This window comes from Synechocystis sp. CACIAM 05 (assembly GCF_010222815.1).
Lineage (GTDB): Bacteria > Cyanobacteriota > Cyanobacteriia > Cyanobacteriales > Microcystaceae > Synechocystis.
Window position 1 is genome coordinate 3045099 of the sequence record NZ_CP019225.1, and the last position, 24932, is coordinate 3070030.

At 51.4% G+C, this 24932-nt stretch carries 19 protein-coding genes; 7 read left to right on the forward strand and 12 right to left on the reverse strand.

Features of this window, described 5'->3' with window-relative positions:
- The first annotated feature begins 146 nt into the window (after positions 1 to 146).
- On the forward strand, positions 147 to 707 hold the full coding sequence (locus tag BWK47_RS14420) for a hypothetical protein (protein ID WP_237269667.1): 561 nt from the start codon (positions 147 to 149) through the stop codon (positions 705 to 707).
- Between the two features lie 124 nt (positions 708 to 831).
- Here the strand turns inward: BWK47_RS14420 and BWK47_RS14425 are convergent, their stop codons facing one another.
- The 7 genes from BWK47_RS14425 to BWK47_RS14455 all read right to left on the reverse strand — a co-directional run bounded on the left by BWK47_RS14425 (position 832) and on the right by BWK47_RS14455 (position 11793).
- Positions 832 to 1317, reverse strand: a complete 486-nt coding sequence (locus tag BWK47_RS14425) for a CheW domain-containing protein (protein WP_162329178.1) — start codon at positions 1315 to 1317, stop codon at positions 832 to 834.
- A 32-nt stretch (positions 1318 to 1349) separates the two neighbouring features.
- Positions 1350 to 5558 (reverse strand): Hpt domain-containing protein, encoded by a 4209-nt coding sequence (locus BWK47_RS14430; protein WP_162329179.1) that lies wholly within the window; start codon positions 5556 to 5558, stop codon positions 1350 to 1352.
- A 16-nt stretch (positions 5559 to 5574) separates the two neighbouring features.
- Positions 5575 to 6066: a methyl-accepting chemotaxis protein gene (locus BWK47_RS14435; protein ID WP_162329180.1), complete on the reverse strand. Its 492-nt coding sequence runs from the start codon at positions 6064 to 6066 to the stop codon at positions 5575 to 5577.
- Between the two features lie 45 nt (positions 6067 to 6111).
- On the reverse strand, positions 6112 to 9114 hold the full coding sequence (locus BWK47_RS14440; RefSeq protein WP_162329181.1) for a methyl-accepting chemotaxis protein: 3003 nt from the start codon (positions 9112 to 9114) through the stop codon (positions 6112 to 6114).
- Positions 9115 to 9375: 261 nt separating this feature from the next.
- Positions 9376 to 9954 (reverse strand): chemotaxis protein CheW, encoded by a 579-nt coding sequence (locus BWK47_RS14445; RefSeq protein ID WP_237269668.1) that lies wholly within the window; start codon positions 9952 to 9954, stop codon positions 9376 to 9378.
- A gap of 133 nt (positions 9955 to 10087) precedes the next feature.
- On the reverse strand, positions 10088 to 10447 hold the full coding sequence (locus tag BWK47_RS14450) for a response regulator (protein ID WP_010874013.1): 360 nt from the start codon (positions 10445 to 10447) through the stop codon (positions 10088 to 10090).
- 137 nt (positions 10448 to 10584) lie between these two features.
- Positions 10585 to 11793: a response regulator gene (locus BWK47_RS14455; protein ID WP_010874014.1), complete on the reverse strand. Its 1209-nt coding sequence runs from the start codon at positions 11791 to 11793 to the stop codon at positions 10585 to 10587.
- Between the two features lie 249 nt (positions 11794 to 12042).
- Between BWK47_RS14455 and BWK47_RS14460 the strand changes: the two genes are divergently transcribed.
- The 3 genes from BWK47_RS14460 to gatC all read left to right on the forward strand — a co-directional run bounded on the left by BWK47_RS14460 (position 12043) and on the right by gatC (position 15173).
- A complete protein-coding gene (locus BWK47_RS14460) occupies positions 12043 to 13797 on the forward strand; it encodes a M61 family metallopeptidase (protein ID WP_162329182.1) in 1755 nt (584 codons plus the stop codon).
- 88 nt (positions 13798 to 13885) lie between these two features.
- Entirely contained in the window at positions 13886 to 14803 is a 918-nt protein-coding gene (locus tag BWK47_RS14465) for a branched-chain amino acid transaminase (RefSeq protein ID WP_162329183.1), read from the forward strand.
- A 55-nt stretch (positions 14804 to 14858) separates the two neighbouring features.
- Complete coding sequence (gene gatC, locus BWK47_RS14470; protein ID WP_162329184.1) at positions 14859 to 15173, forward strand: Asp-tRNA(Asn)/Glu-tRNA(Gln) amidotransferase subunit GatC; 315 nt, start codon at positions 14859 to 14861, stop codon at positions 15171 to 15173.
- A 53-nt stretch (positions 15174 to 15226) separates the two neighbouring features.
- On the opposite strand, the gene BWK47_RS14475 is transcribed toward gatC, so the two are convergent.
- Both BWK47_RS14475 and mgsA read right to left on the reverse strand, forming a co-directional pair.
- Positions 15227 to 16261 (reverse strand): sirohydrochlorin chelatase, encoded by a 1035-nt coding sequence (locus BWK47_RS14475; protein WP_162329185.1) that lies wholly within the window; start codon positions 16259 to 16261, stop codon positions 15227 to 15229.
- Positions 16262 to 16495: 234 nt separating this feature from the next.
- A complete protein-coding gene (gene mgsA, locus BWK47_RS14480; RefSeq protein WP_162329186.1) occupies positions 16496 to 17797 on the reverse strand; it encodes a methylglyoxal synthase in 1302 nt (433 codons plus the stop codon).
- Positions 17798 to 17868: 71 nt separating this feature from the next.
- Here mgsA and BWK47_RS14485 point away from each other — a divergent pair, with 71 nt between their 5' ends.
- Positions 17869 to 19032: a pyridoxal phosphate-dependent aminotransferase gene (locus BWK47_RS14485; RefSeq protein WP_237269669.1), complete on the forward strand. Its 1164-nt coding sequence runs from the start codon at positions 17869 to 17871 to the stop codon at positions 19030 to 19032.
- 12 nt (positions 19033 to 19044) lie between these two features.
- Here BWK47_RS14485 and BWK47_RS14490 read toward each other — a convergent pair whose 3' ends face one another.
- The 3 genes from BWK47_RS14490 to ldpA form a co-directional block, all read right to left on the reverse strand.
- Positions 19045 to 19821 carry a M15 family metallopeptidase gene (locus tag BWK47_RS14490; RefSeq protein ID WP_162329188.1) on the reverse strand — a complete coding sequence of 259 codons (777 nt, stop codon included), beginning with the start codon at positions 19819 to 19821 and terminating at the stop codon, positions 19045 to 19047.
- A gap of 62 nt (positions 19822 to 19883) precedes the next feature.
- Positions 19884 to 21389, reverse strand: a complete 1506-nt coding sequence (gene crtH / locus BWK47_RS14495; protein ID WP_162329189.1) for a carotenoid isomerase — start codon at positions 21387 to 21389, stop codon at positions 19884 to 19886.
- Positions 21390 to 21549: 160 nt separating this feature from the next.
- Complete coding sequence (gene ldpA / locus BWK47_RS14500; protein WP_162329190.1) at positions 21550 to 22737, reverse strand: circadian clock protein LdpA; 1188 nt, start codon at positions 22735 to 22737, stop codon at positions 21550 to 21552.
- 458 nt (positions 22738 to 23195) lie between these two features.
- Between ldpA and ebsA the strand changes: the two genes are divergently transcribed.
- On the forward strand, positions 23196 to 23594 hold the full coding sequence (ebsA, locus tag BWK47_RS14505) for a type IV pilus biogenesis protein EbsA (RefSeq protein WP_162329191.1): 399 nt from the start codon (positions 23196 to 23198) through the stop codon (positions 23592 to 23594).
- Positions 23595 to 23752: 158 nt separating this feature from the next.
- A complete protein-coding gene (locus tag BWK47_RS14510) occupies positions 23753 to 24826 on the forward strand; it encodes a phosphotransacetylase family protein (RefSeq protein ID WP_162329192.1) in 1074 nt (357 codons plus the stop codon).
- Positions 24827 to 24932 lie beyond the last annotated feature (106 nt).

Here is a 24932-nt window from a genome sequence, read left to right on the forward strand (position 1 = left end):
CGTTTTAGTTCCATTACGGAATTCTAATACTTTGGGGTTGCTTATCCCAATCGCAGCAAGCTGCGGGGTATGCGCAACCCATTTTCAGAGCAATGTTTTCTCCCAGTTCTGTTAGAATGCCCCCAATCTTCGTCCCAAATGTTCCGATGACCTATGTTAACTGGCAGGCCCTGGCCGCAATCTCTGAGTTACAGCCCTATTTTGCCGAAGATTTTGCCGGCTTTCAGCAACAAATTGAACAACATTTGCCCGGATTAGCGACGATCGCCCCTGAAGAATTGGACAATTTAGCGGTTTTGCGGGTGCTGGAAATTTGCAATGGTTGTTTGCAATGGGCTTTCCGTCGCCAGGATGAACATTGTTTATCGGTGGAACAAACTCGGGAATGTATGCAAACGGTAATTGGTTTTATTAAAGTCAAAAAAATCACCTGTCCCAGTGGCAAAATCATTACTTTTACCCCGCCGATTGAACAATTAATGGAGGAGACAACCCAGCTTTATCGTCAAGCTTTTAAACAAAATAATCAAACCGCTAAACAGGAATATTACGCCTATTCCAGTGCCCAATTTATTGCCTATGGTGGCGATCGCCTCAACCAAGCCCAAGACCTAGTGGAACAAGAATTCAGTCCTCTACTTACACCCCATTTTGTCCTGCGGGGGAAAAATTATATTGCTCCCTATCTACAAGCCATTACCCCCTAGGTAGTTCTCCAGTGTGCACAAGCTTCACCGTGGAGTGAGTATTGCCGGTTACCAGGCTTACAACCCATTATGTTGAAACAGATTCAGGGCATTCCTCAACTTCCTTGGCGATCGCTGTCCCAATTCACAGCAGAAGATCGGGGTCGAGCAAAAACACCGTCAACTTTTCCGACTTTTCCTCCACTACCATCACATGGCTGGCTGATTGGAGAGTGTCATTTTGGCGATAAGAATCGGGCAATTGACGAATTTGTTGGGGCAACACATCCAGCAACGTGGGGGCATTATTAACCAAGAGACAAAATTCTTCCCCGCTCCGATTTTTAGTCAAGATGAAATACCGTTTTGTTGACGCCGTTGGAGGTTGAGATACACCAAAAAAGCGACGATATAGGTCCACCATGGTGACAGAACGATTTTCTAAGTTCACCAATCCGGTGGCTGACAGACCACTCCCGTGAGCAGGGCTATGGGGCAAAATCTTTACCACTAGGGCAATGGGTAGGGCCAAGTTAAGTTTTCCCACAGCAAAAAGGAGAAACTTTTCCGGTCGAACCGAGGGCTGACTGGCCTGAACAGAGGCATCAACAGAGGAAGAATGAAGCGCCATATTGGGGAAATAAGGAAAATGATAACTGTTAATTAACTGCTGACCGATAACAGGCCAGTGGCCAGAAGCTCTTGCACCGCTCCGAGGAACTGTTGCTCAATATAGGGCTTGGTGAAATAGGCGTTGGCCCCCAAGGTCTTGGCTAACTGTCGGTGTTTTTCACTGCCCCGGGAAGTGAGCATGGCCACGGGAATTTTGAGTAGATCTGGATTGCGTCGCCGTTGCCCAAGGAACTCAAAGCCATTAAGGTTAGGCATTTCCACATCACAAATAATCAAATCCACCTCCCCGGCTTGGGCCAGGGTCTTCAGGGCCTCCTGCCCATCCTTAGCCTGCATCACCCGGTAACCAGACCTTTCCAGGGTGAAAGCCAGGGTACGCCGTAGGGCCGCCGAATCATCCACCACCAAAATCGTTTTTGCCCTCCGCCCTGGAGTGGGAAGAGGTTCCCCTCCTCCATCGGCCATGGCCAAATTGTCTGTTCCCTTTTGCCAGTGCCATTCCAACAGCAACGCCCCATTCACCACCGGGATCAGGGTGCCATCTGCCAGGATAGTAGCCCCATAAAGGTAGGAAGGGGCCGGTAGCAGAGACGAAAAGGGTTTAATTACCAACTCCTGTTCCGTCACCAAACGGTTCACTTCCAGAGCGTAATATTGCTGACCGAGCCGCAGTAGCACCAGGGGTAAATGCCAATTATCTGGTTGGGGTACCGTGGTCAACAACTTACTAGTTTGTTGCTCCGACAAAGGACAGTGATAGGGCAGTAATTGGGTCAAGGAATAAATCGGGATAGTCAACTCTTGCCAATGGAGAAAGCGTTGTCCTCCACTGGTTTTGATCTGTGTCGCCGTCGGTACCATCAACTCCGCGACACTATCAGAAGGAATGGCGATCGCTGTTGGAGCCCCCTGGTTTTGCCCCACCAAACACACCAGCAACTTAGCAATGGTGAGGGTCAGGGGTAACCGCAAGGAAAACACCGTCCCCCGCCCAGGGCGAGAAGACACCACAATGGTTCCCTTCAGCGCCTGCAACTGTTGCCGCACCACATCCAGTCCCACACCCCGGCCCGACAGCTCGCTCACCTGGTCCGCCGTAGAAAAGTTCGGCTCAAAAATCAAATTATCAATCTGCTCCGTTGTTAACCGTTGCCCCTGCTCCTCGGTAACCAGACCCCGTTCCACCGCCCGCCGCAGAATCTTTTCCCGGTTCAGTCCGCCTCCATCATCCCGCATTTCAATGATGGTCTGATTGCCTTGGTGATAGGCATGGACCTCAATGGTCCCCATGGCCGGTTTCCCCATGGCCAACCGGGTCCCCTCATCCTCAATACCATGATCAAATGCATTACGGAGTAGATGGAGCAAGGGGTCATACAGTTTTTCCAAGGCCAAACGGTCCACCAACACCCCCGTGCCATGGAGCTTAATCTGCACCAGCTTATTAAACTTACTGGCCATATCCCTGAGCAGCCGAGGAAAACGTTGCAAAATTTCCCCCAGGGGCAACATCCGGGCCCACATCAGCTCATCCCGCAGGGAAAATAGCATCTGCTTTTGGGCATCCACTGTTTGATTGGCCGCCCTGGAAAATAGCACCACATCATCCACGGCCTCCTCCAACTGCATCATTTCTTCCAAAATTTCCTGCAACTGGGCCGATAGGGTGCCATAGGAATCCATTTCCAAGGCATCGAAGTTATGCTCTAGCCATCCCTGGGACCTTGGCTGGGCCCGTAACATCGCTTCCCCCTCCGGCCGGATTGCCAACTGGTCCGCCAACTGCCTCAGCTTCAGCGCCATGGTCTGGAAGGTGCCAAAACGTTGCCCCAGGGCCCCCACCGCCGTTTGTAATTGCTGATTTTGTAAAGACAGGCTATTGCGATTAATGGCCAATTCCCCCACCCAATTATTCATCCGCTCCAACCGTTGAAAATCCACCCGGATGGAAAGATTAGCTGGATTTTGCTCCCTGGGCATGGCCCGCCGTTCGTGGGTGCGTTCCACGGGAGGAGCCGGAGCTACCACTGCCTCTACTTCAGCCTGGGGAATGGTCGCTGGGGTCGTTGCTAAGGGGGGCAAGGAATCAAAGGCTTCCTCTACCGCCTGCACCAGAGATAACGTTTCTAGGGAAGCATCGACAAAATCTACCTCAGCCACGGGAGAAAGGGATTCTTTCCCCAGTTCATCGGCGGTCAACCCGCCAAAAACATCCTCCAGGGAAGGAGGAGATTCCACCGTTTCAGCCTCTACGGTGGTTTGTTCTAGGATTGGGGGCACTTGCTGCTCGGGCTGAGATTGCCATGGCCCAGTCATTGGTGTAGTGGGGGGAGAAGGTTCTTCCTCTAGCTCATCTTCGTCATCCCCAAAAAATAGATCCCCCAGGACTCGAGCCGGAGCCGAAGTTGGTTGGGGCCGGGATTCTGCCGGAGCAGCAAGCCTTTGACCCAGGGCCAAAAGTTCGGCACTTGCTTCCCCTCCCCGTTGGCGATCGCCATTTTCCAACACTTGCTGAGTAGCAACTTGCCAGTCTGCCAAAGCCTGATTAGCAATAGTAGAGACTTGTTCTGGGTTGGCTTCCAGGGCCTGATGCACCGCCGCACAAATCCCCTGGAACCCTGGCAAATTCAAAATTTCCGCTAGCCCCAGGAAAATTTCCGTTTGACTGGTCAGGGCTTCCCGCAGGGCTTCCGGGCCCCGTTGCCGAGCTTCTGCCACCGCCGCCATGCCCCCGGCAATGTCCACCTCGAATATGGACGCCACCACATCTACCCCCAAATCAGCAGAGCTGGGTAGAAACTGTTCCCCCGCTGCCAAATGGGCTCCCAACCGTTGCTCTAGATTTAGGATCGGCCCCTGGGCGCTCTGCCAGGCCGTTTCTGGATCATAGTACCCCTGGTCGATTTGTTGCTCCAAGGGATTCCGCAGGCAGTCAAACCCTTGCAACAACAGGGTTTCCATCGTTTGGTCTAGGACTACCTCTTCACTATAGAGCGCCTTGAAAATGTCCTCTAGTCGGTGGGCAATATGTTTAATTGTTTCCAACCCCACACTGGCCGCTCCCCCCTTGAGGGAATGGGCCGCCCGCATAATGCCATGGACCACCGCCGCTGAGCGGTCTTGACCAATGGTCAACAATCCCGTTTCGATTTCCTGTAGCAGTGTTGGCGCTTCTTCAATGAAAAATCGATAGGCCGGTTCTTCTAAATTCACCCGTTCTGGCCCCAGACTGGGCTGGCGATCGCTAGCGGGAATCGCCCCTTCCCCTGGCTGAAAGGTTATCTCCGTCGGTGTTTCCTCCCATGCCGCAAAGACGTTTTCCTCCGCTGTGCTAATGGCCGTAGGAATGTCCCCCAGCTCCGGAAAGTCCATACCCCAAAATTCTTCCCCCACTTCCCCACTGCCAAACACTTCCTCCAACCCCGCCATGGCGGCTAAATCCCGTTCCCCTTGCCCCCGCACCAATGCCAACAACGCTTCACTCGGTTCCCCTCCCCGTTGGCGATCGCCTTTTTCCAGCACCTGCCCACAGCTATGTTGCCAATTTTCCACCGCCACTACTGCTAATTCCCCGACAGACAACCCAGGATTATCCAAGCCCTGCGCCACCAGATCTGTAATTTCCTTAAATCCAGGCAAATTGAGAATCTCCGCCAGCCCGGCAAAAATTTCCGTCTGGGCCGCCAGGGTTCCCCGCAACCTTTCTTCGTCATCCCCAGCCAACGCTTCGCCAATCTCTGCCAACCCTTGGGCAACGTCCACCTCAAACAGGGATGCCACAATGTCCACCCCCAAGTCAGCAGAGCTGGGCAGAAACTGTTCCCCCGCCGCCAGATGTTCCCCCAACTGCTCCTCAATGGCCGCAATCACCGGCAACCCCTGCGCCAAAACTTCAGTATGCTCCAACTGCCCCGTTTCAATCTGGGTGGTGAGGGCTTGTTTCAGATAATCGAACCCTTCCAAGAGCATTCCTTCCAACCTGTCATCCACCACCACCGCATCGCTATAGAGCGCCTTGAAAATGTCCTCCAGCCGGTGAGCTAATTCTTCAATGGCCGGTAACTGCACACTGGCCGCCCCGCCCTTAATGGAATGGGCCGCCCGCATAATGCCATGGATCTGGGCTGGTGTCCTCTCTCCCCGCAACTCCAACAGCCCCATTTCAATCACACTGAGCAATTCCGGTGCTTCTTCAATGAAAAACTGGTAGGCGTGGTCACGAATGTCGGAGTTGAGCATGGGGACAAAGGGGAAATTAAGGGTTAGATAGGAGGGTTTCAGCTAGTTGGTGCCAATATTGCTGGTTCGTTTCCAATTGTTGGTGATGGCCATTCAGTTGCTGGTTGCTTTCCTTGATACTGCCGGTCAATTCCCTCGCCTGGGACTGGATCGTCACAATTAAAGCCTCCATGGCCGCCGTTGCTTCCGCCGATTGGGCCGCTAAACTCCGCACTTCGTCTGCAATTACCGAAAAGCCCCGGCCCTCCTCCCCAGCCCGGGCCGCTTCAATGGACGCCTTCAGGGCCAACAGATGGGTCTGGGCCGCAAATTGTCGAATCAAATTAATTGCTTTGGCAATTTCCTGGGTGGAACTATCCAACTTTTCCAGTTGTTCCCCCGTGGTGGCCATGGTAGCCCTCACACTACGCATGGTTTGCAGACTCTCCGCTTGTCCCTGGCTAATCTGCCCAGACAGCATGGCCGTCTGGTCCTTGGGGGGTTGGTATTCGCTTGCAATGGTGGACATATTGATTGAATGTCGGTTATGGGTTTAGTTATACATTTGGTCAGATCACTGCACTTTGAACTGTTTAACCGCCTCTTGCAATGACTGGGCCACTGCCAACAGTTCCTTAAAGGTGGCAGATACCCCACTCGCTTCACTGGAGTTTTTATCCGCAATCTGGGCCACCAGAGCCATGGTCTGGGTTACCGATTCACTGGTTTGGGACTGCTCAATGGCCGCAGAGGTGATCGCTTCCACCAAGCCACTAATCTGGGCACTCACCGCCGTAATTTGGTTCAAGCTCCGCCTGGTTTCTTCTACCAATTTGGTTCCCACCACTACCTGTTCGGTGCCCGCTTCCATGGCATTCACTACTTCATTCGTTTCCGCCTGAATTGTCGCCACCAATTGGGCAATTTCTGCCGTTGCTTCCGCTGATTGCCGTGCCAGGGAACGTACTTCATCGGCTACCACCGCAAATCCCCGTCCTTCTTCACCAGCATGGGCGGCTTCAATGGCAGCATTTAGGGCTAGGAGGTTGGTTTGGTCAGCAAAGCTGCCAATTAAGTTCACCACTTTGGAGATCTTTTGGGATGATTCCCCCAATCGCTTCACCTGTTTGGCGGTGGCGGCCACCGTTTCCCGAATTGCGACAATGCCATCCACGGTGCGGTTCATGGCATCTTCCCCTTGGTCCACCGTTTGGGTCGCCCGTTGTACTGCTGATTCTGCTTGGGCAGCATTTTCTGCCACTGCTTGAATGGACTTGTTCATGGCCTGAAGCCGCTCCAGGGCCTCTGCCACATCCAAGGCCTGGCGATTGGCTTGCTCGGCTAGTTGCCGCACTGCCACTTCGTTGGTGTCGGTGGTCTCAGTAAATTGACTAGCAGCGGTTTGTACTTGGGTTACAATGCGCCGCAGACTTTCAATAGTTGCGTTGTAGGAGTCGGCGATCGTGCCAATTTCGTCCTCGGTCACGTGGGCTCGGATGGTCAAGTCCCCTCGACTGACAGGGTCTACCTCCATCAGCAGTTCCAAGGCCCGCTTTTGCATTTTTTCACGCATTTGTCGTTGTTCTACTTCGGCGATTTTCTGTTGGGCTAAGAGGTCGGAGCGTTCTAAAGCTAGTCCCACCTGCACAGTCAATTGGCCAAATAAATCAATTTCATTCTGGTGCCAGTCCCTCGGCCCGGAGCACTGGTGGGCGATGAGTAGTCCCAGCAGATTGCCTTTGTAGTTGATGGGGGCGACAAGGTTGGCTTTGACTTCAAAGGGTTTGAGCTGGCCAATGTGGCAGGGGGTCAGGCCGGCGTTGTAAATATCTCGGGTGGCTTGGATACGTCCAGAACGGTATTTTTCCACATAACTATCAGCAAAGCAGGGGTCGGCAATGGTGGCCCCCAAAGCTTTGGGATATCCTTCTGCTACCGATTCCACAATCACTGTGCCGGCCCAGGTGGCATCGAACCGATAGACAATGACCCGGTCTGCTTTGAGCGCCAGACGAATTTCTTGGGCGGCGATGTCAAAAACCTGCTCGCTGTTGATGGCAGCGGAAATTTTCAGGGTCAATTCTTTAAGGATTTGGGCTTGCTGGGCGCTTTCATTCCTTTCCTGGATCAGGTTGGCCCGGTCCAGGGTGGTTTGTAGTTCTTCGGTCAACTGCTGAAGAAACTGTCTTTCCCTCATTTCCCACTGGTGAGGACGTTGGCAATGGTGGGCCATGAGCAGGCCGAGGGGGTAGTTATCCCGGTGTAGAGGTACGGTCAAGCTCGCTTTGACTTGATGTTGCTCTAACCATTGGCGATGGGGGTTACTGATACTGGCACCGCTGGTGTCATTGATGGCAACGATCTGGGAAGGCATATCTTCCTGGCCCCAGGGATGGGGATCTTTGCTGTCAATTAAACCTTGGGTGGTTAAGTCCAAAGCTTGCACTACCATGGCTTCCGGCTGATAACGGGGATGGTAGTAAAACACTAGTCGCTCACAACCAAACAAAGCCCTGGCTTGGTCGAGGTTCTTCTGAATTACGCCTTGAATTTCGTCAATGTCGGAAAGGTTGGCCCGGGATAGTTCGGTCAGCAGTTCTGCTTGTTTAAGGGATAAATCCTGCTGGTGACGCAATTTCTCCACCTGGGCACTGAGAGCATCAATGGTTTGGTCGGCGATCGCCAGTTCATCACCGGCCACGGCTAGAGGTTGGTCGAGGTTCCGGTGGGAATGCTTAGCTTTCAAGGCCAGGGCGGTTTGAGCTTTGGTATTTTCCCCCACCATCCAGTAGGCAACGAAGGCAGCCCCCACCGCGGTCACCAATAGCCCAATCAGAATTTGGTCACGGATTTGCTTAGTGGTGAAGTCCTTCACCTGTTGTTCCGTTGGGGGCACTGGAAGCCTGTCCACACTGCTGAGATTGAGCCCTCCAATCACCCCAGCGGGGATCAAACCAATTAACAGGGCTATCAACACAGCTTTATTGCGGAGGGAAAGTCCTCCACTTTGGGTAGGTGCCTGGGTTGAGGCAGACATCGGACTCAAATTATCCGGGTCGGCGATCGCCATGAGGGGAGCCAGGGGTTGCATGGGGGGTAACTCCACCTTGGGCAAATTGATCGGGGGCGGCGGGGTCAACTCTACGGCCGATTGGGTCAGTGCGGCCAGGGCATCGGTGTCAATGGCGGGGTTGGGGTTAGGGGAAACATCCTCCACGGCGGTATTTTCTGCTATAAAAGCCTCTGCCATGAACTCAGCCCCATCTATCCCCGGTTCCTCGGCCAAATTTTCCAAGGAAACCAATGTTTTTGCTTGTGTATCTGCCTGGATTCCACGGTCTGTCTCATCCCCGTTGATGTCAGTTTCCTTGCCATCGCTAAACCAATCCAGGGCATCCCCTACCTCACTTTTATCCTCTCCATCGACGGTGGCAAAAGAAGCGCTGGTTTCCGACGATTCGTCCTGGGCAGCGGCCGTGTCCGTCAACCCAGTAAAAAGAGCGCCATCAAGGGTCTCGCCATTGGCGACGGATTGGGCAGTGTCAGGACGGCGATCGGAGGAAGGATTTTGGGTCATGGTTAAAACTTACCAGTTAGGCAACATGGGTAGGGCAGGGTGGACATCAGTACCTCAAGCACGGTAATGGCCCTTGGGTGGAGGTCTACCCTAAAGTCAAGGCGAGAAACACAAGCACTAAGAAGAAAACCGTAGTTGCTCCAGTCCTAGTTAGCTTGCCGATGGAGCGAGAATTCCAGTCAAAAGTGTAGAAAATTTAGCCAATAATTAGCAAACTGATGGGTTGATTAGTTTAATAAATTCAATAAAAATCAATAAAAGTTAACTGGAGGCAGCCTGGGGAGTAGTCATCAGACGACCCACAATAGCTTGGGCATCCAATACCACATACATTACCCCTGGAGGGCTAACCCAAAATCCCCGCACGTAGGGCGCAAGGTCTGAACCAATGCTGGCGGCAGGGGGAGATTGAATTTGATCCGTTTCACACCAGGTAATGTCCTTTACCTCTGTGACCACCAGTCCCAACATCTGGTTGCGTTGACCCGGCGATCGCCTTCGTTGACTGGGATCAAGGTCGAAGGGGACGCCTCCATTTAAAATGATAACCCGATAGTTGGTACGGGAACCAGATTGGAGGTGCCAAGGGGTTAGCCCTAAAAAAGCGCCAAAATCAATCACCCAGAGCACGTCTCCCCGCCAATTATGAACCCCCATGGTCCAGGAAGGCATGTGGGGAATGGGGGTGATTTGTCCCAGGGGCACCGTCAGAATCTCCGTTAACTGAAACAGAGGCAAAATTAAGTTGGTGTCTGGTTCGAGGGTAAATTGCAAAAACTGCTGGCGGGGGACTTGGATATCACCCAGCATGGTATCAGAGGAAAAGGTGTTGGCTGGCAAAACAGTTGCTCCTAAAAACCGTCCCAGGGGGGACCGGAAAAATCAATCAGCTTTAGTAACAGCTAATTCGTCCATCGGCTCGGGCATTGGTTAGCCGGAAAAAATTAACCGGAAAGCATGGGGGATATAAAGTTCAGATAAATTGCTTGATTACCGTGTTGAACTCCTCTTGGTCAATGGGTTTAGTAATATAGGCGTCCGCCCCTTGGCGTTTGCCCCAAAATTTATCCATATCCGTGGCCTTAGTGGAACAGAGGATGATTGGAATACTTTTAGTCCGGTCTTTGTCTTTCAATTCTCGACAAATTTCAAAACCACTGCGCCCCGGCAGCACAATATCTAAAATAATTACGTCCGGCACTGCCTGGGAAAGTTTTTCCAGGGCTTCTTCTCCACTGATGGCGGTGGTGACGTTAATGCCTAGTTTCTGACAAAAATCACTGATAATTGAACGTTCTGTAGAGGAATCGTCAATAACAAGTGCGCTGCCCATAATGTTGCCTCAGTGCTTAATTAGTCGAAAAGTGAACGGTAAATAGTAAACAGTCATAGATCCTAAACCAAACCGCAAAAGTATTGGCCTGGAATCAAGGGAGATTCCACAATTTTCCGGGGCCTCCTTGGGTCAAGTTATTCCGCTGGCAGCGATGCCTGGTCATGGAGATGTTTTTTAATAGTCTGCAAAACCATGTCCGGGTTGACGGGCTTACTTAAAAAATCTGTGGAGCCGACCATTTTGGCCCGCACTCGGTCAACAATGCCATCATTGCCGGTGAGGATGACAATGGGAGTACTTTTGAAGATGGACAATTTACGCAATTGCCCACAAATTTCGTAGCCATTGGCGTTGGGCATGACCAAATCGAGGAAAATCAAATCCGGCTTCCGGGCCAGAAGAATGGCGATCGCCCGTAGGGGATCATTGATTCCTACAAACCGATAATTGGCTGTAGTAAGAATTTTTTCCATGGTTTGGCAGATCAAAGGACTGTCATCCACACAGGCGATCAGGGGACCACTGGGCACATCAGGCTGGGCCACCACGCCCCTCACTGGGGGCGCAATGGGCGGGGGCAAATCGGGAATTTTAATCAATTCCACCAACCCCAACTGTAGATAGGGCAACAAAGAAGTGGTCACACTCAGCACATCTCGCTTCATCCGCACCGACAAGTCCCGGAGGGACTGATTACCATCCAGCAACTGTTTGAGGGTTTGGTACACCTGGGGAGTGGTGCGTTGCTGTAACTGTTCCGCCTGACGAATGATAGGGGCCGCATTGGGGGAGCGGTCTGCAATCTTGGCCCCCTGCCATTTGCTCCATAACTGCTGGGATTCCGCAATCATCTGATCCGCGTCAATCAGCACCAGCCTAGTGGAAAGCAAATTATCCTGGCGTAGATCACAGGCCACTTCCATGGATTGGGTGATGTCAAACAGCACTTCCACCACCGTGGCCCGAATCAGCCGAGCGGCCTGCTCCCTGGTAACTTTCTGCTGAGCTACCCAGTGGCAGAGCAGTTGATATTCCCAGCAAATTTGTAAATCTTGGGGATCAATGCTGGCCAAATCGGTTTGCACCGAGGCCAGGTTGGCGGCAATGGGGGGCAGATAGGAAGCAATTTGTCGGCGCCAACGGCGGACGGAGTGAATCCCCCCGGTGGCATACATGATCCGACCCATGTAGAGATAAAAAGACCATTTCTCCCCCGTTGCACTGGAGAGGATTAGTTGGCCGCTAAAACGGGGTTGCTTCAGTCCATCAAAGAAACTGGCCTGCCTGGAGGCAGTAAATTCCTGAATTGGAACTGAGTGGGAGGAGGGGGTGGGAGCTGTCATTTAATCAAAGGAAGAGGCAGGTCAACAGCAGGAGGGGGGCATATCTATAGCTTGCCCTGAAAGGGGTATGGGTCACCAAAGTACGCAAGAAAACTTCATCGACCTCACCGAGGGGACTTTGGCAAAAGCTTTTGTATTAACCATTATCGCACAAGATTAAATAGGATTACCAGGATTGATCCCCGCCATCAACGGTGTAAATGCGGTACAAAAAGGAGACAGTTACTAAGGCAAACTTCTCCAGCCACCATGCTCCCTACTCTCCCCCATCTGCACTACCAAGTGGCGATGCCAACACCCCAGACCCACTACTTCACCGTGGATTTGCATATTCAAGGTTTCACTGCTTCTGTACTAGAACTGAAATTTCCCGTCTGGACACCAGGGTCCTATCTGGTAAGGGAATATGAGCGCCATTTGCAGGACTTCCAAGCTCAAGGTCTCAGCAACGGCGAATATTTAGAGCACCAAAAGTTGGGTAAGGCCCATTGGGCCATTGCCTGTGGAGAGGAAGAAAATATTGCCATTTCCTATCGCATTTATGCCGATGAATTAACCGTAAGAACCAATCATTTGGATTATAGTCATGGTTTCTTCACCGGGGCAGCATTGTTTTTCTACTTGCCAGGACATACCCACAGGCCTCTAACCTTGACCGTTGTTCCCCCCCAACCGGCTTGGGCGATCGCCACGGCCCTGCCCTGTAAGGCAACGAATTCAACTACGGGAGCCAAAACTTTCTATGCCCAGGACTTTGACATGTTGGTGGATAGCCCGGTGGAAGTGGGGATTCATCGGGATTACGCCTTTGAAACCCAGGGTAAGGAGCACCACTTTGTGGTTTGGGGTGAAAGTAATTTGAATGCGGAACAGTTAGTTAAAGATACGAAAAAAATCATCGCCGTTGAAGCAGAACTATTCGGGAATTTACCCTACGACCATTACTGGTTCATTCTCCACACTGCCAACCAGGGCTACGGCGGCTTGGAACATAAAGATTCCTGTGTGCTGAACTATGACCGCTTTGGCTTTCGTGATCCGGAAAAATACCAACGGTTTTTGCAACTGGTGGCCCACGAATTTTTCCATCTTTGGAACATTAAGCGCATTCGTCCCCAGGCCCTGGAGAAATTTGACTACGACCAGGAAAATTACACCCCTTCCCTCTGGTTTTCCGAAGGCACTACCAGTTATTATGATCTGCTCATTCCCCTCAGGGCAAGAATTTATGATCGCCAAACTTATTTAAAAAATTTGGGCAAGGAGATTACCCGTTACCTAACGACCCCAGGGCGCTTGGTGCAACCCTTGGCAGAATCTAGTTTTGATGCCTGGATCAAACTCTATCGTCGGGATGCCAACAGCGATAATAGCCAAATGTCCTATTACCTCAAGGGGGAATTGGTAACTTTAATGCTGGATTTACTGATTCGCGAACGACACCAAAACCAGCGCTCCTTTGATGATGTTTTACGGATAATGTGGCAAGAATTTGGCCGGGAAGAAATTGGTTTTACCCCCGAACAATTGCAGGAGGTAATTTCCAGGGTGGCGGACACGGACTTAACTGAATTTTTCCATACCTATCTCCACACCACGGCGGAACTTCCCCTCAATGATTATTTGCAACCCTTTGGCTTGGTTATTAAACCTGTGCAGGAAGATTTAACTCCCTATTTGGGCATTAAGGTTAAATCCGAGGCCGGCCAGGAAAAAATTACCTTTGTGGCTGCCCATTCCCCCGCCGCCATGGCTGGCATTAGCGCCCAGGACTTGTTGCTGGCCATCAATGGTCTACGGGTTGGGGCTGAACAGCTTTCCCTGCGGCTGAAAGACTACCAAGCCAATGATATGATTCAGTTAACGGTGTTTCATCAGGATCTTTTGCGGACGGTGGATGTGGTGTTGGCATCTCCCCAAGCAAACCGTTATGAAGTGGTGCCCATGGCCGACCCCTCGGACAGCCAACTTCAAAATCTGGCGGGCTGGCTAGGTGAATCCTAATGCCCTGGAAAACACGGGTAGCACACTATTCCCCTTCGGATGAATGGGGTTAAGTCCAGGAAGTACAAGTCTTTTTTTTGATTTTCTGATGCACAAGTTTTTGCCGATCGCCTACTTTGAAGAGAAGTTTGTCCCGTTTGAGGATGCCAAAATTTCCGTTGCTACCCATGCCCTCCACTATGGGACGGCGGCCTTTGGGGGTTTGCGGGGTATTCCCGACCCGGAAGATCCGGGCACCATTTTATTGTTTCGCCTCGACCGCCACGGCGATCGCCTGAGTAAGAGTGCCAAGTTTTTGCACTACGACATCAGTGCAGAAAAAATCAAGGAAGTTATTGTTGATTTTGTTAAGAAAAATCAGCCTGATAAATCCTTTTACATCCGTCCATTGGTGTACAGTTCAGGTTTGGGCATTGCCCCCCGTTTGCACAATTTAGAAAAAGATTTCCTGGTTTATGGCTTGGAGATGGGGGATTATCTAGCCGCCGATGGAGTTAGCTGCCGCATCAGTTCCTGGTACCGCCAAGAGGACCGCAGTTTTCCCCTAAGGGGCAAAATCAGCGCCGCCTACATCACCTCTGCTTTGGCCAAAACGGAGGCGGTGGAATCGGGCTTTGATGAGGCTATTTTGATGAATTCCCAGGGTAAGGTCTGTGAAGCCACCGGCATGAATGTGTTTATGGTACGCAACGGGCAAATTATTACCCCCGGCAATGAGCAGGACATCCTTGAAGGCATCACCAGGGATAGCATTCTCACCATTGCGGCGGATTTGGGCATTCCCACCTGCCAACGCCCCATCGATAAATCGGAATTGATGATTGCCGACGAAGTTTTCTTGAGCGGCACTGCGGCCAAAATCACCCCGGTTAAGCGGATTGAGAACTTCACCCTGGGCGGCGATCGCCCGATTACGGAAAAATTGCGCTCCGTATTAACAGCGGTGACGGAAAACCGGGAACCCAAATATCAAGATTGGGTATTTAAAATTCCTTTGAATGGCTAGTTTTTCCCGCAAGATTAGCACTTTTAGACTGAGCTTAAAGAATTAGAGTTAACCCATGTTGGATCAAAGCCAAGTTCAAAAAATTGCCCACCTGGCCCGTTTGGAAATTACCCCAGAGGAAGAAAGTCAATTTGCTTCCCAGTTGAGCAGCATTTTGGACTACTTTGACCAATTGAACGAACTGCCCACCGAAGGAGTGGAACCCACCACCAGGGCGATCGAGTTAAGCAACATTGTCCGGGGCGATCGCCAGATTAGTTGGGACGGAGACAATGCGGCCACCACCCGACAAGCTTTACTGGATAACGCACCGGAACCAGAGGGAGACTTTTTTCGAGTCCCCCGTATTATGGGTGGTGACGACGCTTAATTCAGCCTAGTTACCGGGTAGAGATTAAGGTTTTTCCCCCTTGATCAACTTGCCTAGGGAGCCTGCCAAATTTTTTCGTGGTAGGCCGTGGGTTCAATGTAAGTATCGATCCATTCCCCGTGACTGTGGCCGTGGTCATGACCGTCGTGACCATGGTGGTGATGCCCGTGACTGTGATCATGATGACCATGACTATGGTTATGGCCCTGACTTTTAAAAGCAAGGCGAAACTTACAGGCCTCACAATTCATCGCCACCTGTCCCAATTGGGTTTCAATTTCCCGTTCCCGCACCAACGCCAATAACTCCGGTTGAATGCCCATTTCCGACAGGGATTGAATTTCAATCTCGGGAAAAGCGGCCCGTTGCTCCTTCGTGATGGTGAAAATTTTCTTTACCAAAGCTCCCATAAACAAAAAGTAGGGCAAAACAATAATCCGCTTGGGCTGATACAACCTCGCCCGACGGAACCCTTCTTCTAAGCGGGGATGGCTAATGCCAATGAAACAGGTTTCTACAGTTTGGTAACTACTGCCTTCCCAGAGCATGCGGGCCATTTTATACACATCACCATTGGCATCGGGATCGCTGGAACCCCGACCCACAAACAACAGCACCGTATCTTGGCGGTCAATGCCCCGGGGATTGGCTTCGGGACCATCCAATTGATTTAACCGCGCCTTCCACAAATCAAGAATGGCGGGGGTAATGCCAAAATGACGACCGTAGGAAAAATTGATCTGGGGATGGGCTTGACGACTGCGGTCTAGTTCATTGGTCACATCGAACTTGTTATGACGGGCTGCAAAGAGCAAAATGGGCAGAGCCGAAATTTCCTCGAAGCCCTGGTCCACACATTGCTGTACCCCGGCCTGGATATTGGGCTCCGTCAACTCCAGAAAACAGGGGATCACCGGACGGGAATGGTCCAATGCCTGGTACTGGGCCACAAAATCCAAAAATGTTTGGCGACCGTCTTCATCCCTAGTGCCATGGCCAATCATCAGTAGGGGTCTGTGATAGGGAAGGGGGGGAAGCTCAAGTTGAGGAAAAAGGGAAACAGAAACGGGCACACTGGTTAAGGTCATTAGAATGATGGACTGATAAATAACAAAGAAGTCGAGCTAGGCCTACCGAATCCGGGGGGAGTTCAGGGGATTGCTGGAGAAGGACCACAACGGATAACATCCAGACCTAGACTAGACCGCCGGCATAGCAATTGCGGTAAGTTGGTTGGGCGGATTTGACCCCAGCCATGGCTCATTATGGCAGGGTTACTTGGTACTGGACTATGCCCAGGGAGAGCATCAGCGCCGCTAAGCTCAACTGTTTTCCACTGGGGCGAAGATGTTTAAGCTTTTGGGCAGGCATTTAACCTCCACGGGAGTAGTACCAATGATTTCACCGTCAACGACAATTTTTTGCGGGGGACTGGTGGTCACTTTAATGCTTTCTCCATAGAGATGCAGCACGTTTTCATTATCGCTGGGATTTTTCGACAGGGCAGAGGTGAAGAGGTTAGTTACTACCTGCAGACCCTGTAATGCCGTTTGACTACTGGCCACGGTGATGTCGAGCAACCCATCGGTGAAGGATACCTGCCCTGCCCCCTGGGCAAAGACAGAAGTGGGAGGGGCCGCATTGGCGATCGTAATGGCGCTGGCGTCCATGGTGGTGGTTTCCGAATCAATTTCGATGTGGGCTTCAAACAATTCCTGTTCCCTCGCCTGTTGAATGCCGGCAAAAATATAGGCCATTACCCCCAGATTATTTTTCAGTTCCCGGTCTGCTTTTTCCACCATTTCCGCCTCAAAGCCGACCCCGGCCAAAAGGAGCATGGGGATGTCGTTACATAGGGCCGTATCCACCACTTTGGTAATGCCCCGGTTGATGGTTTGGCAGGCCCCGGCGATTTGGGTGGGAATGCCCAGGGCAACAGAAAAAGCGTTGGCAGTACCCCTGGGGATAATGCCCAAGGGAATGCCGGTGTTAATCAGGGCGGCCGCTACGCCGGACACGGTGCCATCACCACCGGAGGCAATGATAAAGCTATCTCCTTCCCCGTCCGATTGTTCGTTGGCGTGCCTAATTCTCTTCACAATTTCCTTGGCTTGGTCAGTGACGTTGACCTCCGCACTGGTGAAAGTAACTTTGAGATTAATTTCCGACTGTAAATGCTCTTTAATTAAATCTAGCTCCCTTTCCACATTGCCCTGGCCTGCCACGGGGTTAAAAATTAGATGGGCAGTTTTAGTTTTACCCAATAGTTTAATCACTGCTTTAGCGGTGGCTAAATTGATCGCCAGGGGAACGTTATAGGCTTCACAAAGCCTTAACAGGGTCCGGAGGTCTGGCTCGTGGGGTTGGGCGTAGAGGGGATCAATCAAAAAAATGACGGCGGCAATGGTTCCATCAATGATTTGGGCGGCAATTTGGGTGTCCCCCCCTAGGGGGCCAGGCAAAACGGTTTCCACAGCCAAGCCGGTTTTGTTCTTTATCAGTTGCCCCGTTTGACCAGTGGCGATGAGGTCGTAGCTAGAGAAAAGGGATTTGTGTTGTTGGACAAAATTAACCAGAGCGTCTTTTTTGTTGTCGTGGGCGATAAGGGCTATATGGGCAGCCATGGTGTTTCCAGATGGTGGAGTGGAGAGTTGAAGCGTTACCTTAAATTCACAGGTTCAGATTCACAATGGTAATGGAAACAGCCTTTAGCCGTATGGATTTAGTTCAGTCTCCGGTTATTCCGGTGGTGGGACAGTGGATTGCCGATTCCCCCGGTACGATTTCCCTGGGCCAAGGGGTGGCTTTTTATCCTCCCCCTAACGAGGTGGCCGTGGCGGTGCGGGAAAGTCTGGGGCAAGCTCCCCTGCATCAATATCAGCCAGTGGCGGGCATACCAAGCCTAATTTTTGCTTTAACGGAAAAATTGCGACGGGATAACGGCATCAACCTGTCTTCCGACCAAGCTGTGGTGGTAACGGCTGGGGCCAATATGGGTTTTTTAAATGCAGTGCTGGCCATTACGGAAGTAGGAGATGAAATTATTCTTAATACGCCCTATTACTTTAACCATGAAATGGCAGTCAGAATTGCAGGATGTCAGCCGATACTGGTGCCCACTGATGGGCAATATCAACTCCAACCGGATCTCATTGCCCAGGCGATCGCCCCCCGGACTAGGGCAGTGGTGACCATTTCGCCTAATAATCCCACCGGGGCCATTTATCCAGAGGCGGATTTGCGGGCGGTGAACCAACTGTGCCGGGAGCGGGCTATCTACCACATCCACGACGAGGCCTACGATTATTTTGCCTACGACCAGACTCCGATTTTCTCCCCTGGGGCCATGGGGGATAGTGGAGGCCATACCATTTCCCTCTACAGTTTTTCCAAGGCCTATGGCATGGCCGGTTGGCGGGTCGGCTATATGGTCATTCCCCTGGAGCTATTGCTAGCGGTCAAAAAAATTCAGGATACCAATCTGATCTGCCCGGTGGTGGTTTCCCAATATGCCGCCCTTGCTTGCTTACGGGTGGGCAAGAATTATTCAGCCCAATTTTTACCGGAGATGGCTGCCTGTCGCCAGCAACTATTAGAAACCTTAGGTCAATTGTCTGACTATTGTCGTTTAGTGGTGCCCCAGGGGGCTTTTTACTGTTTGCTGGAAGTTAATAGCCCCTTGACGGATTTAGAGCTAGTGAAAAGGTTAATTGATGAATTTAAGGTGGCGGTGCTACCAGGTTCCACCTTTGGCATGGATTCGGGCTGCTATCTCCGCATTGCCTATGGTGCTCTGCGGCAAGCCACGGCTAGCGTTGCCATTGCCAGACTGGAGCAGGGGTTAAAAAGTATCTGTTGATTTAGTTCAGGTTTAAGGATTATTCTCGTTTTTTTGCGGTAAGTTTCTTGCTTTGTAGAACAGTTCTAAACTTTGGCGATCGCCAACGTAACGCCAATGCCAGGGTTCGTAGGCAATGCCCTGGGGATTATCCGGGGGAAAAGACAATTCAAAACTGTATTTGGCCGCATTATTTTGCAACCAATCAAAGGCCTTCGTTTGGGCAAAACTTTCACTTAAATGGGTAGCCTGGGCGCTGCCATCGCCAATATCCACCGCATAGCCGGTGTGATGTTCGCTATAACCGGGGGGGGCACTGACTTCGGCCCGCTGTCGAGCCTCTTGATTGCGCTGTTGTTTGATGTCAAAAAAAAGTTGTTCCTGCTCGGTCACAGTGCGAAAGGCGGAAATGGGGACAAGGGAAATGCCCTGGGCCTTGGCATCCCGTTGCATAAGCAAAAATTGGTCAGCGGCGGCCTGGCGTAACTTTAAACGGCCGTCGGGGGTAATATTTTTCAACTCCCCCAGGGGAGCTTCTTCATAGGGCAAGTGCCCCAACAGGTTATCAATGGGGGTTGCAGTGGGGGTGGGACTTGGTTCTGTCACCACTTCCGGTGCGGGCTGGGGCCTGGGCCACAGGGCCAACAACGTCAATAAAGCCAGAATAATTATCCCCAAGCCGGCCGCGATTAATTTCAGCGGTATGGGGGACAAGGGTTGGGACTGGGGCGACCCCGCTGGATTGTCCCGAATTACTTCCGGGATGTCATCCTGGTTGACGTTAAAGGAAGATTTTGGTTTTTTACCCATGCAGTTGGCGATCGTTGCAGCTCATTGCTTGGCCCCATTGTGCCAGAGAATGTTGGCGGTCATCACCGTACCCCCAAATCTACCGCTAGGCGATGGGCACAGGCAAAACCAGAAAAAGCGACGGCGTTCAAACCCTGGCCTGGAAAAGTACTATCGCCAACGCAATATAAGCCTGGTATGGCGGTGCGGTTGAAAGGCATGGGCAGTAAACCCGGTAAGCGACGGCGGGGGATGGGGCCATAGGTGCCATTTTGTCGGCCTAAAAAGCGGCGGTGACTACGGGGGGTGCCGATTTCCATATAATCCAGTGCCCGATCCAATCCGGGAAAAATGGCTTCCAGGCGATCAATTAATTTGCCAGCATCGGCTTCTTTTTTTGCTTCATATTCCTGGGGGGAAAGATTTTGCCAGGATTCGAGCCAACTGGGGGTGAAGGTGTGGATGATGTGGTAACCGTCCGGAGCCAAGCTGGGGTCGAGGAGGGTGGGAATGGAGACAAAAATGGTGCCCTGTTCCTTTTCTAAATCATCCCAGTCCTCCAGCAAAATGTGGTGACATTCTGTTCCGACCGGTAATAGATCCGCTTCTACCCCCAGATGCAAGCTGAGGAAACTGGGGGACTGTTGATAATTTTTGCGCCACCGTTTTTCCTTCCCAGGTAGGGGCCGATCTCCCGTTAACGCCCCGAAGGTATCCCAGCGGGTAGCATTGGAGACGATGCGCCGGCCATAAATTTTTTCACCGTTGGCCAGTTCCACCCCGATCGCCTGGTTATTTTCCTGAATAATTTTGGTTACTCTGGCTCCGTAACGAATTTTGCCACCGAATTTTTCTAGCCCAGCTACTAGACTTTCGGCAATTTGTCCCACGCCCCCCTTGGGATAGTTAATGCCCCCGTAATGGCGATCGGAAAAGACCATGCCGGCATTGATCATGGGGGTTAAGTCCGCCGGCACTACGGACCAGCAATAGCATTCCATATCGATAAATTTCAGTAAATCCGGGTCTTGGATATGGCGGCGGGCAATGTCCCCCACATTTTGGGGTAAATATTTCACTAAACCCAGACATGCCCCCGGGTGCTGAAAAAATACCCGCATCAGGTAACGGGGTTCCTCCAGGGAGAGCAATTCCATGGTGTTGAGGCAGTTAAATACTTGCCAACATTCATCATAGAAGCGGCGGATACCCTGGGCTTCCTGAGGAAATTTGGCGATTAACTCCTGTAAAAAAGCTTCGTACTCCCGATAAACTTTGGGGTCTAGCCCCCCTGGCAAATGGTAATGAATTTGCACTGGGTCGGGGAGAGTTTCCAATGCCTGTCCCACAGCGGCTAAGGCCCTGGTTAATAAGTTAGTAGTACCCCGATCGCCAAAACCAAAAATCATCGAGGCCCCCACATCAAAGCGATAACCTTCCCGCTCAAAGTAGCCCGCACTGCCGCCGGGGATGAGGTAACGCTCTAGTACCAATACCTTCAAACTCTTGGATACCAACTGGGTGGCGGTGACCAATCCCCCAATGCCGGAGCCGATTACTATTGCGTCGTAGGAAGGGGAAACAGTCATGGTTTCTTGGTCTGGTTAGGGCAAAAAGTTAACAACGGACACGGAGCAATCCAACTAATCAGTTTAAGGTTTTGCCGCCAAAAAAACAGGGAGCACTCGATCGCTGAGCCACCCCCTACTGAATCCTTGAGAAGAGAACACTGTGAAATCACTATACAGATTACTGCAAATTATTGTCAATATTGTCGGAGATCTTCTCTGAAAATGTCCGACGTTCTTTCCAGGGTTGCACCAAAGACTGGGCCAAGGCGATCGCCTGCTGGAGTAAATCGGGATAATCTTCCAAATGGAGTGGGGCGAGGGGATTCTGCTGTCTAGCTTCTGCCGCCTGCAACACCGGGGCAATGAGGGTGCGAGCACAACTGCCAAAAGCAACGCCATTAACCATTCGTTTTGGTTGGTGAACAGAAAAGTCTTGGGAGCTTAACTTGGTGATGGTGTGACCATTGGTGCCGCCGGCCAATTGCACAAACCCCGATAGGGAAGATTGCAGCACCTGATCAGCGTAGTGGAGACAAAGATGGGTAGTACCCCGGCCAATGTCCCCACTCATGGGCCTGCCATCGGTTTGCCAAATTATCGGCATTGCTAATGGCCCCAGCCAGCCAGAGATGGTTTGCAGATACTCCACCGCCTCGGCATGGTAGGGGCAACTAATGGCGATTGCCTGGAGTTGAGTCAATACCGGAGCCAGACTACGCCAGAGTTGCTGAAACTGTTCTTCATGGCCCACCTGGGTATGGATTTCTAGGGCAGCGATTTGTCCCAACTCCAACCAAGGGACCAGACTAGTCACCGTTGCTTGATGAGAATAAGTAGTAATAATTCCCTGGGGACAGATGGGTAAACAGCGGCCACAACCGTAACATTTTTCCGCCCACACTCCTGTGGGGACAACTTCATCAGCATCACTGGCGATCGCCCAAGCTGGACAAACCTGAGCACAGGGTCGGGGACAATCCGGAGGACACTTTTGGGGATCAAACTGGGCTTTGCGAAAATGGGGATCTTCCCCATCATTGAGGCTCACCATTAACCAAGGGGGTTGGCTCGAATAGTCAAATGTTTCAACTTCATGGTGAGAGGCATTGGCTAAAGATAAAGCAACTTTGATGCCTTCCTGGGCCACCCGCACCACCGCCGGATCCGCTGCCAAGTCAATGCAGTCCACCCCTGCCAATGTGTAGACCAAGACTAAATTCCGAATGGCAGTTAAATCCTGATAGCTAGCTCCACAAATTAATTTCACCCAGCGTCCCCGCTCCAGGGATTGCCTGGGGCCATGGTATTGGTGGCCAGGGAAATTGTTTGTTTTCCCCGAGATAGGTGAAATTTCGCTACTTGTCACAGAACCAAAGCACTCCCTGACACGTCAACAATGCTCAGAGCAATTCACGGAAAGGTTTAGGGTAAACTATATCCTACAACCAAGTTCGAGAACCTTCTGCTGTCGGGCGGATAGTGGAAGCAAAAACAAAATGCCTGTGGATTCGGTCTGACTTAGGGTTAACCCATCAGGAGTCTAAACCCAGTTAAGAGGAGTAGAGACAGGAATCTCCGTCCCTGCCGATTGGCTTGGAGGGGGAGCGTTCACAGTCCCAGGGGCGGCACAAACAGTCTTCTTGTTCCGACATTGGGTAAAGTTGCTCGCGGGAAATTTTTTCCACGCCTCAAACTTGAGTGAGTTTAATTTGATTTGGCCATTGCTGTAACAACCGGAACCGCCCTAGGAAACTGGGTTATGCCACGGTTTTTCCATGGGAGCACAGAGAAGTCCACCCTGTCCTTAGTTTTGCCATTTTGCCCATGTCTAGCACTGCCATTAGCCAGCTCCAGCCCGCCGATAAAAGGGAGGTAATCGTTTACCAACCTTACTACCCGGATAAAAATAAACAAAAGTTGTTGCCGTTGGCCCTTGCTCTTTACCAATTGGGGCAAGTGGAGGGGGCCCGGCGCATTGAAGGGGGGGAGAATCTTTCCTTTGTGGCCACTTGGTTTGTTTCCCGTTTACCCTCGGAACTGACTCGCTGCCGGATGCAATTCGATGGGCAGGCGGATTTGAGTTATGAAATGACTGTGCTCAATTCAGAGTTTATGGACTATTTGATTGATCTAATTGCGGGATACGAGGAGAGTAAGAATATTGACTTTCCGCAAAATTTTTACCGTAAGCTTTTGCGGTTAGACGATGCTTCTACCCTTTAGCTCGTCCCGGAGTGCCTATCATTAATCAGAGGAAACTGAGCTTTGGTCATGCAAGGGTATCTATCAAGCCAGTTTTTCACCAATGCCGTCGCTAAATTAATCAAAATAGCCCAGCAGTCAAATTTTTTTACCTAGTCCATCTAGTTAGGAGCGTTCCAGTGGCCAATTCACCCCAATGTTTATTAGTCGGGTCTTTGGAGCCCTACAGCGGCAAGTCGGGGATTATTCTCGGTTTGGCCCGGCTTTTGCAACAACAGGGCATGGCGATCGCCTACGGCAAGCCCATTGGTACGGCCATGAATAAGGCGGCGGCAGCCCTGGAAGAAGCAGACATTGAATTTATTAGCCAGAGTTTGGAGTTGGCACCAGCCCAGGTGCGTAAACCCCTGGTATTTTTGGACGAAGAGACCATTACCCGACGCCTCCAAGGACAGGACCAAACTAATTATGCCGAAGCCCTAGAGGCCTCCATTCAAGGTCTAACGGCGGATCTAGTTTTGTTGGAAGGTCCAGGCAATCTCTGGGAGGGGAGTTTATTCGGGCTTTCCTTTTCCGAATTAGCGGCCAAAATTAACGCCGCAGTGCTGTTGGTGGGTCGCTACCATTCCCCCTTGGTGGTGGATGGCCTCCTCAAAGCTCGACAAACCCTGGGGGATAGCCTCAAAGGGGTGGTGATCAATGATATTCCCCTGGAGGCCTTGCCGGAGACCAAAGATTTGGTCAAGCCCTTTCTGGAAATCCATGGTATTGCCGTGCTTGGTCTGTTGGCGGAAGACCGTTTGCTCAGAAGCGTTAGTGTGCGGGAACTGGCCCATCAACTAAATGCCAAAGTCCTCTGTAGTGAAGAGCATCTGGATTTGATGGTGGAGAGTCTCACCATTGGGGCTATGAACGTTAACTCTGCCCTGGAATATTTCCGTCAAGGGGAAAATAAAGCTGTGGTCACCGGCGGCGATCGTACCGATTTACAACTAGCTGCCCTAGAAACCTCCACCAGTTGCTTAATTTTGACTGGCCACGCCGGACCTCAACCCCTCATTATCAGCCGAGCCCAGGATTTAGAAATTCCCATCCTCTCTGTGGACCAAGACACCCTAACCACCGTGGAAATTGTTGATCAGGCCTTTGGTAATGTACGCCTGCAAGAACCAGTCAAGGTGCAATGTATCCAACAATTGATTGCCACCCATTTTGATCTCCAAGCCTTTCAGGAAATCATGGCTAAGGGTTAGCCTGACTTATCTCCCATTATCTTTAGTTCGTCCCTAGATCTCCCCACAGTAAAGGGCTGTTCTCCAATTTTCCCCCAAGCTTTGGAGAACCGGGGGGCGTTGAAAA